This is a genomic window from Aurantimonas litoralis, assembly GCF_026153195.1.
Classification (GTDB): Bacteria; Pseudomonadota; Alphaproteobacteria; order Rhizobiales; family Rhizobiaceae; genus Aurantimonas; species Aurantimonas coralicida.
Genome location: NZ_JAPFBM010000011.1, coordinates 75,937 through 91,259, shown reverse-complemented (window position 1 = coordinate 91,259; position 15,323 = coordinate 75,937). Strand labels below are relative to the sequence as shown.

Here is a 15,323-nt window from a genome sequence, read left to right as displayed (position 1 = left end):
GGTCCGCCCTGCGACGTCCACATGTCTCCCGTGCACATGCACCAAAGGAGACATCATGAACACCGTCCTCATCACAGGCTGCTCGTCCGGCTTCGGGCTCGACATCGCCAGGTACTTCCTCGGCCAGAGCTGGAAGGTCGTCGCCACCATGCGCACCCCGGACGAGAGCGTCCTCCCCGCCTCGGAACATCTCCGTATCCTCCCCCTCGACGTCCGGAGCGACGAAAGCGTCCGGCGCGCGGTCGAGGCGGCAGGTCCGATCGACGTCCTCGTCAACAATGCCGGGGTGGGCTGGCTTAATGCGCTGGAAGGCACGCCCATGGACATCGCCCGGGACATCTTCGAGACCAACACGATCGGGACCATGCGGACCATGCAGGCTGTCCTGCCGCAGTTCCGTGAGCGTCGGTCTGGCACGATCGTCAACGTGACTTCGACCGTCACGGTGAAGCCGCTGCCACTGCTGTCCGTTTACACGGCCAGCAAGGCGGCAGTGAACGCGTTCACCGAATCCGTCGCGCTGGAGTTGGAACCCTTCGGCGTCACGGTCCGCATCGTGCTGCCGGGTCTCGCCCCCGAGACGAGTTTCGGAAAGAATGCTTTTGGACGTATCGAGGAGGCTGGCGGGTTCCCAGAGCCCTATGCGGACTACACGAACGCGGTCGTTGCGCAGTTGCGGCAGCACTCCGGCCCCGTCACCAGGTCGATAGATGTGGCAGAAGCCGTATGGCGGGCCGCGACTGATCCGAACTGTCCGATGAAGTTTCCGGCCGGTGCCGACGCTGTGGCCGCGGCCGACTGGGACGCCTGAATCCACATCGGTATCGTCTGCCGGCATGATGATGTCTGGCCCCCGATAGGGACCAGACATCTCTACCGAACCGAGCCGCAGGAGACTTCAGATGTATCGCCCCGGCGGGTGCGGAAAGTCTTGCGCAGCCACGCCCAAGCTATCAGGACATAGTCCTCCACCGCCGTCAGGCCCCCGCCACAGGCATGTTCGTCGCGCAAACGCTGGGAGATCCGCTCGGCGGTGTGCAAAACTTGCCTCCGCGGCGATCCTGTCCGGGCCTGCGAGACTGCACCGCTTACGAGCGGCATGATCGTCGACGACGACGGGAGATCGGCAGAAGCCGGCAGAATGGCTCCACCCGCATGCGGCTTCGCTAAGGATGGGTCCCGCCCGAGCGGAAAGGATGAGCCCTGTCAGGCATAAGCCGATAAAGAACTGCGAATATCAGTCCGCAGATCAACCAGGCAAGCACAACATCTGAAAGGAAATGTCCGCCGAAGGCGATCCGGTTAAGCGATAATGATCCAGCGTAGACAAGCGTCACTGTTGTTGCAGCCAGCCTTACCGGCTTCGGCGTCACGAGGGCCGCAGCGACAAGCCAGGCTGACGAGGAAGCTTCTCCGCTCACAAACGAACAGTTTCGATCGCACCAATCGCTGATGACCCAGACCGTCTGGTGGACTGCGTCCCCTCCAAAAACGTCGACATTGATTGGTCGGGGTCGGCCCCAGTGCGCCTTCAAGAGGCCGTTCACAAGCAAGCCCGGCCCAAGAGCTAGTCCAGCCAGCAGCCAGATCGGCTTCCGCACACGTGACCAGGTCAAGGCGCCGTTGATGGTATCCCAGATCATGCGGAGCAGTATAACGACAATAACTCCGGCCAAGGCCCAACGAGAACTCCTTCGGAGCCCTTGAAGTTTTGTATTGCTCGACGAGATAAAGCCTTCGTTCGGGCTAAAAAACCAACGACTCACAACTAAGTCGAGTTCTGGAAAAATCCAGAAAAACATGCTGGCTGCCAAGGTGGCGATCAAGAACGCGATAATCAGACGGTCCGATTTCGCGGCGGATGAAAAGGGGCTGGATAGGGGTGCGCTCATGACCCCGGCGGATGCGCTGGCTAACTTGCAGAAAACTTGCAGATTTGAGCCCTGCAAACTGCTGGACGAAGCCGCCGATGTTGGGCGCCGCACGTGCTGGTCGTAATGGCTTGCTTGTGGCGATCACGCGCCGCCATCACACCCCGGCGGACTCGGCCTCCGTCGGCTCTGCGAATTCCGAGCGGTGTCGCACGCAGTTCCGGGGTAGTGACCGCCGTTCCGATTGAAAGTGGCCCGATTGGAATCTCGTTGCAGGCTGTTTAGGGGCCCCTTTTCTTCGTTCTCAAAGACCGAGCCGGACGGAGATCGTCCGTCGGCACTAGTCAGATTCAACATGGGCCACCGGCAGGTGACCTACGCCAACAGCAAGGCGCGAACGCACTTCGCGCCCCGCATGGAGAGATTGACCGGGCAAGCGTTGGGTGACAGGAAAATCGCAGGCTAGCGGATCTGGAAGGATGGGCGACATCATCCCGTCATCCCGTCATCCCGGGCGGCCCCACCTCGGAGTGCCGGGGCGACATCGTTGGGACACGCTCAGCCCGTCAGCAAAGTGAGAGCTTCACGTTGCCTCGCCGACGTAAGGTTCTGGAGAGGTGTGATGCGAATTCTGGTCGTCGAGAATGATCGCTTACTTTCCGAGGCCTTGGCTCAACGGCTGACCCAGGCCGGTCATGCGGTCGATGTGTTCGCGACGGTCGCGGACGCCGACGCGGCGTGGAAGATAGCGGTATACGACCTCTGCATCGTGGACGTCATGCTCGATGACGGCGATGGGCGGGCGCTGGTCAGGTCCGCCCGTGCCGCCGGTCTGCGGACGCCGACATTGATGCTCACCGCGCGGGACGAGATCGGGGATCGGGTGACTGGACTGGATGCGGGGGCTGACGACTATCTCGTCAAGCCGTTCGCAACTGAAGAACTGCTGGCACGACTGAGGGCTTTGCGAAGACGCTCCGCGGAAATCGCGGCGACCGAGTTGCGGATCGGGAATCTTCTCTACGACCCCCAAAGTGCGAGCCTGACCGTGGCTGATCGAGACGTGAGGCTGACGGCCCAGGAACATGCTGCCCTCGACAAGCTGATCCGTGCCGGCGACCGCGTGACGCCGAAGCGGATGCTGGGCGAGCATCTTTATGCGCTTCACCAGGACTGGTCGGACAACGCGGTCGAGACGCTGGTTCATCGACTTCGCAGGAAGCTTTCGGAGGCCGGGGCGACTGTCGAACTCAAGGCGCTGCGCGGCCTCGGCTACATCCTGTGCGAGACCCGATCATGAGACGGGCCTATCGCCTCGACGTGAGGCTCGCGGTGGTCGTAACGGTGATATCCGTTCTGACCCTGATTGGTGCCGGTACGATCCTGTTCCTGGAGTTCACGCGTGGCCAATTCGCGATAGAAGAACGCGGGCTATCCACTCAAGTCGAGGAATGGGCGGGGTTGCTTCGGCGCAATCCTGGCGGCACGGTCGTACTCGACCGCCCGGCGGAGCCATCATCAGAGGTTGATCCACCCTATACCGGGCTTCTGTCAGGTACACGGCCAGTCTACGGCTACACCGTTACCGATGAAACCGGGACGGTACTAGATCGCTCCGATGCCAACGCTCCAGCCGGACGCCCTCAATCAGCAGACGCAGAACCGGTTCTTTCAAGTGGACCGACGCTTGACGGTACCGGACCAGTCCTGATCGCCGAACTTTACGTCCCGGAGTTTGGGGTTTGGCTCCGGCTGGCGCGATCGCGCTCGGATGTCACCGCCCTAACCAACACGTTCTTTGCCCAATCCCTCGAAGAACTCGGTTGGGCGGCGCTGGCAATGCTTGTCGTCATGGTGATCACTGCAGTGAGCATCGTTCGCTTCAGTCTGCTGGGACTCCGGCGAGTGGCTGCGCAGGCCGAACGGATCACCTTTGACAATTTGGGGCATCAGCGGCTTGCCGGCTCATCGGCACCTGCGGAGGTGCAGCCATTGATCGCTGCCGTCAACCATGCCTTGGACAGCATAAGGGCCGGTGCAGTTGCTCAACGCGATTTCTCGATCCATGCGGCTCATGAACTTAGAACGCCGCTTGCCGACCTCAAGCTCCGGTTGGAAGGCCTCGCATCTGATCCGGACCGCGATGCGGCCATGCAGGACATCGATGCAATGGCCCGTCTAATCGAGCAGTTGCTGCAAATCGCTCGGTTAGATGGGAGTACGACTTTCTCCCTCCAATCGCTCCGCCTCGGTGAGACAATCGCCCAGATCCTGCAGGATGCGGCCCCGCGCCTGGTGTCCGCCGGATGGTCGCTCGAGGCGGACGGCCTGGACTTGCCCGTTCGGGTCATCGGCGATTCGACACTGATCGGTATGATCGTGCGAAATCTCTTGGATAACGTCCGTAAACACACACCAAGTGGCACGTGTGTAAAGGTTTCCATATCCAACGACGGAACGCTTCTATTTGCCGATACGGGTCCGGGATTGCCGCGGGAGTTTCCCTGTTCAGGTTTTGCACGGTTCGTCCGGGGCAATGACGATGCTCGGTCCGGAAGCGGACTGGGACTTTCGATATGTGAAACTGCCATGCGGCGCATGAGGGGAACATTCAGCCGAGAACCCGCAGTGGGCGGCGCTGCCTTTCGAATGACCTTCAGCCTGGACCATGGTCCAGTTTAGGACTGACCCAGCAACCCATTGTCCTCGGGTCGCGAAGCGGTCCGACCCTGAACGACCACAATGCGCCGGAAACGGGTTGCGTGGCAGCGGCCGCAGAACGATCGCTTTCCGCCCGCCCAATCCATTTGCAGGCGGCAACAATGGGCCGAAAGCCGACCGGCGGCTTTCTGGACTGTATGGCCGATAGCTGTCGTACCGCTCACGACCCAAACGAGACGTCCTACCGTCGTCCGGTGAATGTCCGCTTCGAGCCCATTGCCGCCGTTCGTCCTCGCGTTGCGAACGGCGGCGGCCGCGAAAGACGCGCCTTTCGGGCCCCCGACCATTGCGCAGGGGGCCGAGGTTCAGACCTGCGCCATTCCCCCGTCGGCGAAGAGTTCGCTTCCGTTGACGAAGCTGCTCTCGTTCGAGGCGAGAAACAGGGCGGCGGCGGCGATCTCGTCCGGCGTTCCGATCCGGCCAAGCGGGATGGCCGCTTCGAAACCCGCAACGAAGGCTCGATTTTCCTCTTCGCCGGGCGCCAGCGCATTCAGGCCCGGCGTGTCCGTGGCACCCGGCGACAGGACGTTCACGCGGATGCCCGTCCCCTTGAGATCCAGCGCCCAGCTTCGCGCGAGATTGCGGACCGCCGCCTTGCTTGCGCTGTAGATGCTGAAAGCCGGAGTTCCCGTCGAACCGGTGGTCGATCCGGTGAGGATGATCGAAGCGCCTTTCGTCATCAGCGGCAACGCCTTCTGGACGGTGAAGACGGTCCCCTTCACGTTCACGCCGAACGTCAGATCGAAAGCGGCTTCGGTGATCCCCCCAAGGGGTTCGACCTGCCCCAGCCCTGCATTGGCGAACAGGATGTCGATGCGGCCATGCGCGGTACGGACCACCTCGAACAGGCGATCCAGGTCGGAGACCTTCGTCACATCACCCTGAACGACGGTCACGTCGGGGCCGATTTCGGCGGCGGCCTTGTCGAGTTCCTGCTGCCGACGGCCGGTGATGTAGACGTGGGCACCTTCTGCCGCGAAGCGCTGGGCCGCAGCCAGGCCGATGCCGCTGTTGGCGCCCGTGATGACGGCGATCTTGCCTTCGAGTCTAGCCATGACTTTCCTCATTTTTCAGTGGTTCGGGAAGTCTGGCGGGTTGCCTTCCTGTCTTCCAGTATGCACCACTTGGTAAGTACCCAGAAAAACGAGCGGACGAACAGATGACCTCCCCTTTCACCTGCGGATTGGATGCGGTGCTCCAAGTCATGGGCGGCAAATGGAAGTCGCTGATCGTCTACCATCTGTCGCGGGGCACATTGCGCTACGGCACGTTGCGACGCGCGATCGGGAAGGTCAGTGACAAGGTTCTTGCCCAGCAATTGAAGGAGCTGATTGCCGACGGGGTCGTCCTTTGCCACGACTACGGCGAGGTCCCGCTGAAGGTCGAATATTCGCTGACCCCCTTTGGCATCAGCTTTGCAACGGCTCTCGTCCAGCTCTGTGAATGGGGAGCGCAGCATTCGAGCGACCTGGCGGCAATTGTGGCGCGTCGCCCTGCTTCGAACAACGGCGATCCGCACGCAATCGATGTGAGCCGATAGCCGGAAGGCAGCGTTGTGCCGCCAACCCGCCCCAAGTCCGTACACCTGGCCGCATCCATCACGACATTGATCTGGCGGATCCGGTGCCAGTCCGAAGGGAACGCGGCTACGCTCGTTCTCGGGCGGTTCATGGTTCGGGGATATCGCTACGCACGCCGTCGCGCTTATTTCGATCCGGGGTTCTCAGCTCGACGGCAACTTCGTCCGCCTAGCTGCCATTGAATTGCGGCCTTGCGAACGACTGCTCTCCACCCGGTCTCGCTATCGGAACGGCCGCTAGCGATACTCCGAAGCGGCCGTTCCTGAGAAAGGACACGAGAGCGACTGCTACACCTCAGTGCTCTCGGCAAGTGCTAGCGCGTCCTCGACATCGACACCGAGGTAGCGCACCGTGCTCTCAATCTTCGTGTGTCCGAGCAGGATCTGCACGGCCCTCAGATTGCCAGTTGCCTTGTAGATAATCGATGCCTTTGTTCGCCGAAGCGAATGGGTGCCGTAGTCCTCCCTGCGAAGGCCGATTGCCGTCACCCATTCATCGACAAGGCGGGCGTACTGGCGCGTGCTCAAATGAGCTGAATGGTCAATGCGACTCGGGAAGGCATACTCGTCGATCGTACCCCCGCGCCGCCTCTAGAAGCTCGAACTGCACAGGCCGCTTCGTCTTCCGCTGAACGACAACGGCCCGGGCCCGGACGCGCCCGCCCGACACGAGGTCGCCGATTTTGACCTTGACGACGTCACAGCCGCGCAGCTTTCTGTCGATGGCAAGATCGAAGAGTGCCCGATCGCGCAATCGGCTCTCGCGATCAAGCCAGAAGCGGATAGCCCAAACCTGCGATCGCTTCAGCGTCCGCTTTGCGCCAACGGAGCGTCCTGCGTTCCAAGCCCTGCGTGCGTTCGTCGCCGGATCGAATGATGAATGTCCCATTGTCGTGCTCCCGCGGCCAGGATGGCCGACAGGAAATGTCCGGCATGGGGTGCGGAGCAGGAATGATTTCCGACGCCGCCGTGGGCAGAAAGCCGACCAGCAGCTTTCTGGGCGGTATGACCGAAAACTGTCGACCGCTTACGTGAATCGTTTCGCACGCCTCAGGGCGCCCGAAGCCCTTCACGGCAACAGATCGTTCGCTTCCGGGCCCGTAGACGGCGAAAGCCGCCATTCGGCGGTCAAACCTTTCTGCCTGGAGCCGTCGCGTGAGGTCTTCCAAAAGCAGAAGTAAACCTGGGCCAGCGGTCGTCGGTCAGTATCTTCGCCTCTTTGCTGCTTCTGCCGGCCTAAGAAGGCTATCGTCCGGCAGCCAGCAGGACTGATCGATGCGGCGACGTCCCATGGCAACATTGCCGCCGCCGTGCCTCGCGTGAGAAAGCCCGATCTGGAGAAAAGCGACGCTTCCGCCTTGAAGTGAACCAGAAATGGGCAGAAGCAGGAAAGATGACCTAGAGGAAATCGTCGGGGAAGCCAGGCAGCGCTATTGGGAGACGTCGAATGCAAGTCTCTACATTCCGGACGCGCGTGGCAGTGGCAGCCCTTCTTCTCATCACCTGCGGGGCGGCCGTCGCGCAGCAAGATGGGACCTGCACATCCGTGATCTTGCGTGATCCACCGCGCACCATGATCCGCTGCCCCGGCGGTTTGCTCATCGAGGCCGAGGCGGCCGCAAGACTGCAGATCCTTGCGCCGGCGTCGGACGGACCGCCCCACGCGGTCCGTCTCGATACGAAAGCGGTTCTAATCGACTTAGAGACCTCGCGGCCTTTCCAGATCAGGACGCCGCACGCGATCGCCTCAGTACGTGGCACCTTGTATGCGGTCGATGTCAGCCCTGGTGCCACCGCGGTTTTCGTTGTCCAAGGACAGGTGCAGGTCGGTCGGCGTACGGGTCCGGGCACCGTCCTCCTGAGACCGGGCGAAGGCGTTGACGTGAGTCCCGGCGCCCCCCTGACAGTTCGCAGATGGCCCCGGGAGCGGGTCTCCCGCCTGCTTTCCCGCTTCGGGCGCTAGAGCGTTGCAGCGGCGGGTACGAGCTCCGCTTACAACTATCGCCCTCGCGGCCCTCGCAGCCATTTGCTGGGCTGGGTGGCTCGGCATGCTCCACGTTTCCGGACAGCGCAGCGTCGTGGATCTCATCGAGGCGCCGCTGGTCGATCTCCGGCTTCTTGCCGCTGGCCCCCGGGAGACGCCGGAGGAAATCATAATCGTCGCGATCGATGACGCGACGGTCGCAGCCGAAGGTGGCTATCCTCTAGATCGCGGGCGCCTCGCCATGCTGATCCGGGAAATCGTCGCCGCAGGCGCAAAAACGCTGGCTCTCGACATCCTGCTGGTCGATCCCGCGGAGACGGATGCTGATGATGCGCTGGCTGAGGCTCTGGCAACCATTCCCAGCGTGATTGCAGCCGCCGGCCAGTTCCGTAAGAGTGACCCACAGGCGGTGGCGGCGCCCATGCCCGACAACGATCTGTGGCCCTTGCCGAAGTTCGATCGCGTTGCGGCAGTGGGCTTCGCCAACGTCGCTGCGGACGCAGGCGGAACGCCGCGCCACCTGCCCTTGCTGTTCCAGTCACCGCGCGGCCTCGTGCAGGGGTTCGCTCTGAAGGCCGCAGCGCTCCACCGGAACGCGGAGACCGTCTTGACCTCCGATAGCGTTACCATTGGCAATGATCCGATTCCATTGGACTCGCGCTGGCACTTATCGCTGCGGTTCTTCGGACCGGCTGGGGCGATCCGGACAATCAGCGCGGAAGAAGTTCTTTCAGGCCGGAGCCCGTCCTTGGCTGCCCATCTCGCAATGATCGGGGTTACCGCGACTGGTGTCGGCGACAGCTTCGCGACACCGTTCGATCCCGTCACGCCAGGGGTCGAGATTCAAGCGACGGGCGTCGCGCAATTGCTGAGCGCTCAAACCCCTACCCGCAATGCTATGACACGCCAAGTTGACGCTTCCATTGCACTAATGCTCGCCTTGAGCGGCGTTCTCCTCGTCCTGTTCCTGCCGCTGACTCGAAGCCTGCCGCTGGTCGGATTGGCCCATTTGGCGGTTCTGGCCGGCACTTTCATCCTGTTCGCTGGCGACATCTGGACGAGCGCCGCTTTGCCAATCGTCGCCGCGGTTCCCCCAATAGCCATAGCCGGATTCGCCCGCCAGTTGCACGAGCGTAAGGAGGCGCGGACGGTTGTTGCCGCCGAGGCGGCCCTGCGACGCTTCCACCCCGCCCTGCTCTCCGAGCGTATCGCAGCGGATCCGGACTATCTGAGACAACCGCTGGAGCAAGCGGCCGCCGTCCTCTTCCTGGACCTCTCGGGCTTCACTCGGCGAAGCGAGGAACTCGGTCCTGCCCGCACCCAGACCTTCCTCAAGCAATTCCACACCCTTGTTGTCGACACCGTCGCCAAGCATGAGGGGGTGGTAATGAACTTTATGGGAGACGGCGCGATGATCGTCTTCGGCATCGTCGAAGACGTGGGCGACCCGTGCGGTCGCGCCTTCGCGGCAGGCGTCGCGCTAGCCGACAACACGCGCGACTGGGTCGCGTCGCAGCCGCAGGCCGAGCCTGGCGGCCTCGGGTTGCGGCTCGGCCTGCACTACGGTCCGGTCGTCCTTGCCCGCCTAGGCCATGAGGCCCACCAGCAAATCAGTGTCAGCGGCGACACGGTCAATCTGGCGAGCCGTCTGATGGAAGTCGCCAAGGTCGAGGGTGCCCAATTCGCAGTATCCGCCGCTGCGATCAAGGCGATCAAAGACGGCGGCCAGAACGTCACGCCGCCCGACGGGCTCCGTACGGAGAGCATTCGCGGTCACCGTGCGACGATCGACGTCGCCCTGTGGACGCATCCGCGCCTCCGGACGAATAGGAACGGCACAAGCTAACGCTCGTCCGTTGAACGATCAGGAAAGGTCGAAGACGAGTTTTGCGAGATTCAGGCAGGATCAGCGTGAGCTCGAAGAACAAGGAAGGCTTGGACAATCAATGGCTTCGCATTCGGTCGAGGTAGCAACTGATCAGATTGCCCCAATCGCGATCCAAGCCCCGGCGAGAACGAACATTGAGCCTAGCACTCGCGCCAACCTGTCGCCTCGGGGCATGATTTTCTCGAGGAGGACAATGATAGCCAGACCGGTAATCCAGTAGAGATTCATGATGCCGCCTACGAACAGCAACGCCATCAAGGTCCAGCAGCAGCCGAGGCAGTATGCACCGTGTTCGACGCCCATGCGAAAGGCGCCGGCGCGGCCCTTGCGCCAGTGCCGAGACAGGAACTCGGCGGGCGCGCGGCAATGTTCAAGGCACACCCGCTTGAATGGAGATATCTGGTAGAGGCCGGCGGCGACGAGCAAGGCCGCCGCCATCCAGACATTCACCGACCACATCATCGGCTGAGACAGAACACCGAGCTGTTCGCAGGCGAATTGAAGAGTGGTGGCGAACAGCGAAAAGGCGAGCCAGACCAGGAGATAACCGCCGAGAAAGACGCCGGATGGAATCGCGCCGGCGGCAATCTGTCCCTTACTCTGGGCGTGGCGACTGACCCGGGCGTGGAGCAGAACCATCGGCGTGACGCTTGGGATCATCATGGCGATCATCATGATCCACCACATGCCGGCGACGATGATCCAGGTTGCGACCGACCACGAAGTCGCTGGCATCGTCAATCCCGCCTCCCCGCCGGGAAAAATCGCGGGACGGCTCATCACCCAGATGTTCATGCCGGTGCCGGCCCCGACCAGCAGCCACGCCCACGCCAGAATGAGGAGCGCGACAAGGCCGGTCAGCATGACCAGGCGGTCCCGCCGGATCAATATCTCCACTGCCGATATCCGCGGGACAGCGTCGGCCATGTCAGACCCTGATCGGCCCCTGCCCGCTCAAATGCAGCCGGGCGAACTGGCCGTAGGAGTTTGCGAGATCGAAAGCGATTGGGCCCTGCGTCTTCGAGGAGGCGCTGCCGACTTCCGCCAGGGTGTACTCGAACCCGTCGGGCAGATCGATCCGCGCCCGATGCTCCCGTCCTGTCACGACATTGCGGATGGGCTCGCCGGTAATGTCGATGAAGCCATCGACGTGGATGTACCCGCGCCGCGCATCGACATCGACGTCCATGTCGATCTTGCGGAAGGCGGGCTCGAAGAACTCGCTCACGGTCGACGCAAAGACGTTGAACATCGTCCTGCCGGGCTCGGAGTCCTCCCCCGACATGATCGTCAGAAGCGCCTGACGTTGGTTCTCGTCGGCGCGCTCGTCGACGATCGGCTGGCACTTGCCGCCACCTTCGTGGATGGCGCCGGGCCACTGGAAGATGAACGCGATACGCATCCCGTCGAGACTGACCTTGCCATGGTGTCCTCGCCGGATGTCGATCGCACCGTTCGCCTGGCAGTGTCCGTGCGTCGGCAGAGCATTGAACTGGCAAGGGCAGCCATAGGCGCAGTTGCAGTTGACCAGTTCCACCCCTTCGATTTCCCATGGCGTCATGACATCATCCTTGCGGGTTCGGTCAGGCCTTAAGGGTCGATGATGCCGTACGGCCCGTACGCGGCATTCCAGAGCGCGCCGTAGCGGCTCTGCCTGTGCATGCTGATCTCGCCATTGCTGGTGAACGTACCGCTTGCGACCTCCGCTTCGCGGAATTCGAAGCCCTCAGGCAACACGATGCGGGCGCGATGCGCCAAGCCTGTCACAGGATTGCGAATGGGCTTCAACTCGAGAGCGAGCTGATCCTCGATACGGAACCAGCCGGTTCGCGCTTCGATGTCGCTACCGAAGTCGATCGAAGCGAAGACCGGTGGCAATTCCTCGGCGATCGTCGAGCCATAGATGTTGAAGACGGTGGTCGGCTCCTGTTCGCCACCCCCGAGGATGATGCTCAGCGCCTCGACCTGGGTGGGTGTGGCGTCGCAGTCGATGAAGCCTTGAACGACGCCGCCGCCTTCGTGCACGGGGCCGGGCCAGCGATAGGCTGCCGCAACCTTAAGGCCGTCCAGCCGCAGATCGCCGAACCAGCCCTCATCGATCCGCATGCATTCGAGCCCTTCGCAGAGCCCTTCCGTCGGCTTTCCGTTGAATTCGCAAGGACAACCGTAGTCGCAACTGCACGCTGCTATCTTCGGTCCCTTCATTGCCCAGTCGACGTAGGGCATCGCAATTCTCCAAGCGGAACCGAATACTAACAGCCTCAAACGCGGAGGGAAAGCCACGGACATGCGGCCCAAGGCCGAGAGCAGACCGTCCGCTTCTGGAGCGTTGTCGCAAATTGGAGTTCCCCCCGGTTTCGTGGACAGTTAAGGGCTTGCGTTCTCGAGACTGGCTTTAGCGCTCCTTTCGTAGTTGATGGGTGACTGGTAGCCGAGGGCGGAATGGCGCCTGGCGGGGTTGTACCAGCGCTCGATGAACTGGAAGACGGCCATGCGAGCCTCGGCCTTGGTCTGGAATTTGCGCCGATCGAGCAACTCGCATTCCAGCGTGGCAAAGAAGCTATCGCACATGGCGTTGTCGTAGGCGTCGCCCACCGAGCCCATCGACGGGCGCGCGCCGGCTTCCTTGCATCTCAGGCAAAAAGGCCACTGACGTATATTGCTTCCATTCAACCGGTCGTCGCAACGCCTGAACGAAGGAGGTTGCGATGAACATCAAACGACGGAGATCACATCGGTCCGGGCGAGCTCCATTGCCTTCACCGGGACGGCCTCCGGTGGCGGGGCGAACTGAGCTGCATCGGTTTTGGTCCGGTATTGCAGAGGGAAGGTCGAGCGAGGATGCTGCTTTGGCGGCGGGCATGTCAGCCCCTGTCGGCGCCCGTTGCTTCCGGAGGGCGGGCGGCGTTTCGCCCAGGCGTAATAGCCGGAGCGGGAGACACCGAACGCATGGCACATGGCATGTATGGGCAACATGGCCTGGTTCGCCGTCATGAACTTGAAGACCGAGACGACATCGCGTCGCTCTGAGCAAACTAGGCCGCAGCCTTTGCCAGGATGTATCTCTCCTGTCGAAGCTGGCGGTTCTCCCTGCGAAGGCGGCGGAGCTCTTCGCGCTCCTGGCTGGTCACCCCATCATCGCGGCGGCCGCCATCACGATCGGCCTGCTTGATCCAGCCGTGGGTGGTCGTGGCACACGGCTCGAATTCGCGCGCCAGATCCTCCGTGCTTCGTCCCGGTCGTGCCAAGGCAACGATCTGATCCCTGAATTCACACGGGTAAGGGTCTCTCGTTCTCGGCATAGCGACACTCTCCTCTCACAAATCGGATAGTGTCCATCAAACCGGGGGAACTGCAGTTCCGGATGGCGCAACTTGCGCGGACACACAGGAGGATGCTGATATCGAGCGCCGTCGCCGCGATGCATAGGCACCGGAAGGACGATGCTGACGACTTCAATCTGTCGGAGAAGGTGATAATCCATGCCGCTCCCCTATTACGGCTTGTTCATTCTTTGCGCGGGCATGCTCGGCGCTTCCGGCGTCAGCGCCCAGCCCAGCTTCGACTGCGCTAAGGCGACGACGGGAAATGAACGGGCTATCTGCGACAACCCCGGCTTGGCCCGGCTCGACTTGGCGCTTGCCGCCGCTTACGCACAAGCGCGCGAAGTGAATTCCGAAGCGGAGAGCAAGCGGATCGGACGCGAGCAAGCGGAATGGCTCGGCTTCCGTGACACATGCGAGGGAGAAGCCAATTGCCTTGAGACCCTCATGTCCGCCCGCCTCGAGGCCCTTCAGTCGGAAGCAGGTGAACGGGTGAACACCGGCCTCAGCGGGACCTATTGCGCCCGGGATGGCATGGACATGGTCATAATTCACGACACCAGCGACGCCATCGAGGTGAGTTTTTCCAGCCTCCAGACCAATGGCCATAATTGCGCGGCCGCACGGACGCGGGCAGAACGGTCGAACGGAAGATATTCGTTCACCGAGAATGGATGCACGATTACCATCACGGACACGGGAGACCGCTTGGTCTTGGATTCAAATCTAGCAATGGGGTGCAGTTACTTCTGCGGAGCACGGGCGCAGATACGGGACCTTTCCTTCGACAAAACCGACCGCGCGCCGGAACCCAAACCCGGCTGGCTGTCTGCAATGGAAACGGGCGACTGTTAACTCCGTTTTGTAGGGATGGAGAAGATACTTCCGAGTGCCGGCAATGAGCAAAGGGTTCCATTCGGACTGTGTCTCGCTCGCGCTCGAGAGGCTTCTACTCGGGTCGGGGTCCCTCACTCCTAAGCAGATGGTGCCGCCCTCGACGGCGATGTGAATATCCCCGAGTTTCGTGGACGCCCTCGGGATAGATTTTTTGCTGCCGTTCGAAATCGACGGGAGCCAACATCCCGTTTCTGGCTTGAGGAAGGCCGCCCAATCCATGCTGGTGAACTGGGCGCCACACGGCCATGAGCAACGCTTGCAATACGCATCGGTGGTCTGGGGGCTCTGCGTCGACCAAACGATGACACGGCGGGAGAACAAGTCGATTACGACAGCGAGATAGGCAAAGCCCTCCTGGGTCCTGATATAGGTGATGTCTGTCACCCATGCCTTGTCTAGAGCGGCGACGTCGAACCTCCGAGCCAAGGTGTTATCGACCACGATCGGCGGTTTGCCACCATAAGAGCCGGGTCAACGCTTGTAGCCGATATGGGCCCTGATCCCGGCAAGCCTGGCGAGGCGAGCGATGCGGTTCGCACAACTTGTCTCTCCCTGATCCAGGAGGTCGTCATGCAGCTTGCGATAGCCATAGACCCTGCCGCTATCATTCCAAGCCTTGCTGATGAGGTCGCTCTGACGGGCATCCGCCCGAGCGCGCTTGCTCAAGGGGGTCTTCAGCCAAGCGTAGAAACCGCTGGGTTGGATGCGTAGGCAACGACACATCGCTCGAACAGTGAACTGCTGGCGATGCTGGGCAACGAACGCGTATCTCACTTTGCATCCTTGGCGAAATACGCGGTGGCTTTTTTAGGATGTCGCGCTCCTTAGTGACGCGAGCCAGGTCCCTCTTCAGGCGACGGATCTCCGCGGCCTGATCGACATCGGCTGGACCTGAGGGCTTCGAAAGCTTCCTCCTCCAGGCGTAGAGCGAATGCTGGCTTACGCCGAGGCGCTTCGACACCTCCGCAACCCGATAGCCTCGCTCAGTGATCTGCGCGACCGCATCGCGCTTGAAATCGTCCGTGAAATTGCCTGCCCCCATCATGGCCTCCTTGCCTCA

The 15,323-nt window shown here is 61.9% G+C and carries 14 protein-coding genes and 4 pseudogenes; 9 read left to right on the top strand and 9 right to left on the bottom strand.

Features of this window, described 5'->3' with window-relative positions; all coding sequences use genetic code 11:
- The first annotated feature begins 55 nt into the window (after positions 1-55).
- Entirely contained in the window at positions 56-811 is a 756-nt protein-coding gene (locus tag N7I30_RS19140; RefSeq protein ID WP_491390628.1) for an SDR family oxidoreductase, read from the top strand.
- 355 nt (positions 812-1,166) lie between these two features.
- On the opposite strand, the gene N7I30_RS19135 is transcribed toward N7I30_RS19140, so the two are convergent.
- The gene (locus N7I30_RS19135) at positions 1,167-1,643 is read right to left on the bottom strand and encodes a phosphatase PAP2 family protein (RefSeq protein ID WP_498640856.1); all 477 of its coding nucleotides are present in this window, start codon (positions 1,641-1,643) and stop codon (positions 1,167-1,169) included.
- 73 nt (positions 1,644-1,716) lie between these two features.
- Here N7I30_RS19135 and N7I30_RS19130 point away from each other — a divergent pair, with 73 nt between their 5' ends.
- From N7I30_RS19130 to N7I30_RS19120, 3 genes are all read left to right on the top strand, one after another.
- Positions 1,717-1,998: a hypothetical protein gene (locus N7I30_RS19130; RefSeq protein ID WP_348198430.1), complete on the top strand. Its 282-nt coding sequence runs from the start codon at positions 1,717-1,719 to the stop codon at positions 1,996-1,998.
- Between the two features lie 495 nt (positions 1,999-2,493).
- Entirely contained in the window at positions 2,494-3,171 is a 678-nt protein-coding gene (locus tag N7I30_RS19125; protein ID WP_228241436.1) for a response regulator, read from the top strand.
- On the top strand, positions 3,168-4,553 hold the full coding sequence (locus tag N7I30_RS19120) for a sensor histidine kinase (RefSeq protein ID WP_348198796.1): 1,386 nt from the start codon (positions 3,168-3,170) through the stop codon (positions 4,551-4,553). Before N7I30_RS19125 ends, N7I30_RS19120 begins: the two co-directional genes overlap by 4 nt.
- 344 nt (positions 4,554-4,897) lie before the next feature.
- Here the strand turns inward: N7I30_RS19120 and N7I30_RS19115 are convergent, their stop codons facing one another.
- A complete protein-coding gene (locus N7I30_RS19115; RefSeq protein ID WP_491390625.1) occupies positions 4,898-5,647 on the bottom strand; it encodes an SDR family NAD(P)-dependent oxidoreductase in 750 nt (249 codons plus the stop codon).
- 104 nt (positions 5,648-5,751) lie between these two features.
- Here N7I30_RS19115 and N7I30_RS19110 point away from each other — a divergent pair, with 104 nt between their 5' ends.
- The gene (locus N7I30_RS19110) at positions 5,752-6,132 is read left to right on the top strand and encodes a winged helix-turn-helix transcriptional regulator (RefSeq protein ID WP_491390624.1); all 381 of its coding nucleotides are present in this window, start codon (positions 5,752-5,754) and stop codon (positions 6,130-6,132) included.
- Between the two features lie 327 nt (positions 6,133-6,459).
- On the opposite strand, the pseudogene N7I30_RS19105 reads toward N7I30_RS19110, so the two are convergent.
- Positions 6,460-7,060, bottom strand: a pseudogene (locus N7I30_RS19105) (tyrosine-type recombinase/integrase).
- Between the two features lie 558 nt (positions 7,061-7,618).
- Here N7I30_RS19105 and N7I30_RS19100 point away from each other — a divergent pair.
- A complete protein-coding gene (locus N7I30_RS19100) occupies positions 7,619-8,134 on the top strand; it encodes a FecR domain-containing protein (protein WP_188076164.1) in 516 nt (171 codons plus the stop codon).
- Between the two features lie 85 nt (positions 8,135-8,219).
- Positions 8,220-10,001, top strand: coding sequence for a CHASE2 domain-containing protein (locus N7I30_RS19095; RefSeq protein WP_491390623.1), 1,782 nt, complete (start codon positions 8,220-8,222; stop codon positions 9,999-10,001).
- A gap of 132 nt (positions 10,002-10,133) precedes the next feature.
- Here N7I30_RS19095 and N7I30_RS19090 read toward each other — a convergent pair whose 3' ends face one another.
- The 4 genes and pseudogenes from N7I30_RS19090 to N7I30_RS19075 form a co-directional block, all read right to left on the bottom strand.
- Complete coding sequence (locus N7I30_RS19090) at positions 10,134-10,970, bottom strand: DUF2182 domain-containing protein (protein ID WP_491390622.1); 837 nt, start codon at positions 10,968-10,970, stop codon at positions 10,134-10,136.
- A 1-nt stretch (position 10,971) separates the two neighbouring features.
- The gene (locus N7I30_RS19085) at positions 10,972-11,604 is read right to left on the bottom strand and encodes a DUF1326 domain-containing protein (RefSeq protein ID WP_491390621.1); all 633 of its coding nucleotides are present in this window, start codon (positions 11,602-11,604) and stop codon (positions 10,972-10,974) included.
- 29 nt (positions 11,605-11,633) lie between these two features.
- Positions 11,634-12,269 (bottom strand): DUF1326 domain-containing protein, encoded by a 636-nt coding sequence (locus N7I30_RS19080; protein WP_491390620.1) that lies wholly within the window; start codon positions 12,267-12,269, stop codon positions 11,634-11,636.
- Between the two features lie 141 nt (positions 12,270-12,410).
- Positions 12,411-12,686, bottom strand: a pseudogene (locus N7I30_RS19075) (transposase); the annotation flags it as partial.
- Positions 12,687-12,751: 65 nt separating this feature from the next.
- Between N7I30_RS19075 and N7I30_RS19070 the strand changes: the two are divergent.
- Positions 12,752-12,958 (top strand): annotated as a pseudogene (locus tag N7I30_RS19070) (IS30 family transposase); the annotation flags it as partial.
- 120 nt (positions 12,959-13,078) lie between these two features.
- On the opposite strand, the gene N7I30_RS19065 reads toward N7I30_RS19070, so the two are convergent.
- Complete coding sequence (locus N7I30_RS19065) at positions 13,079-13,345, bottom strand: transposase (protein ID WP_348198025.1); 267 nt, start codon at positions 13,343-13,345, stop codon at positions 13,079-13,081.
- A gap of 180 nt (positions 13,346-13,525) precedes the next feature.
- On the opposite strand from N7I30_RS19065, the gene N7I30_RS19060 reads away from it, so the two are divergent.
- Positions 13,526-14,221, top strand: coding sequence for a lysozyme inhibitor LprI family protein (locus N7I30_RS19060; RefSeq protein WP_498640849.1), 696 nt, complete (start codon positions 13,526-13,528; stop codon positions 14,219-14,221).
- Between the two features lie 237 nt (positions 14,222-14,458).
- Here the strand turns inward: N7I30_RS19060 and N7I30_RS19055 are convergent.
- Positions 14,459-15,305 (bottom strand): annotated as a pseudogene (locus tag N7I30_RS19055) (IS3 family transposase); the annotation flags it as partial.
- Positions 15,306-15,323: the final 18 nt, after the last annotated feature.

What these genes read in the sequence shown, in the direction of transcription:
- N7I30_RS19140 (WP_491390628.1), top strand. Translation starts at nt 56, where the DNA reads ATGAACACCGTCCTCATCACAGGCTGCTCGTCCGGCTTCGGGCTCGAC.
- N7I30_RS19135 (WP_498640856.1), bottom strand. Translation starts at nt 1,643, where the DNA reads ATGATCTGGGATACCATCAACGGCGCCTTGACCTGGTCACGTGTGCGG.
- N7I30_RS19125 (WP_228241436.1), top strand. Translation starts at nt 2,494, where the DNA reads ATGCGAATTCTGGTCGTCGAGAATGATCGCTTACTTTCCGAGGCCTTG.
- N7I30_RS19120 (WP_348198796.1), top strand. Translation starts at nt 3,168, where the DNA reads ATGAGACGGGCCTATCGCCTCGACGTGAGGCTCGCGGTGGTCGTAACG.
- N7I30_RS19115 (WP_491390625.1), bottom strand. Translation starts at nt 5,647, where the DNA reads ATGGCTAGACTCGAAGGCAAGATCGCCGTCATCACGGGCGCCAACAGC.
- N7I30_RS19110 (WP_491390624.1), top strand. Translation starts at nt 5,752, where the DNA reads ATGACCTCCCCTTTCACCTGCGGATTGGATGCGGTGCTCCAAGTCATG.
- N7I30_RS19100 (WP_188076164.1), top strand. Translation starts at nt 7,619, where the DNA reads ATGCAAGTCTCTACATTCCGGACGCGCGTGGCAGTGGCAGCCCTTCTT.
- N7I30_RS19095 (WP_491390623.1), top strand. Translation starts at nt 8,220, where the DNA reads ATGCTCCACGTTTCCGGACAGCGCAGCGTCGTGGATCTCATCGAGGCG.
- N7I30_RS19090 (WP_491390622.1), bottom strand. Translation starts at nt 10,970, where the DNA reads ATGGCCGACGCTGTCCCGCGGATATCGGCAGTGGAGATATTGATCCGG.
- N7I30_RS19085 (WP_491390621.1), bottom strand. Translation starts at nt 11,604, where the DNA reads ATGACGCCATGGGAAATCGAAGGGGTGGAACTGGTCAACTGCAACTGC.
- N7I30_RS19080 (WP_491390620.1), bottom strand. Translation starts at nt 12,269, where the DNA reads ATGCCCTACGTCGACTGGGCAATGAAGGGACCGAAGATAGCAGCGTGC.
- N7I30_RS19065 (WP_348198025.1), bottom strand. Translation starts at nt 13,345, where the DNA reads ATGCCGAGAACGAGAGACCCTTACCCGTGTGAATTCAGGGATCAGATC.
- N7I30_RS19060 (WP_498640849.1), top strand. Translation starts at nt 13,526, where the DNA reads ATGCCGCTCCCCTATTACGGCTTGTTCATTCTTTGCGCGGGCATGCTC.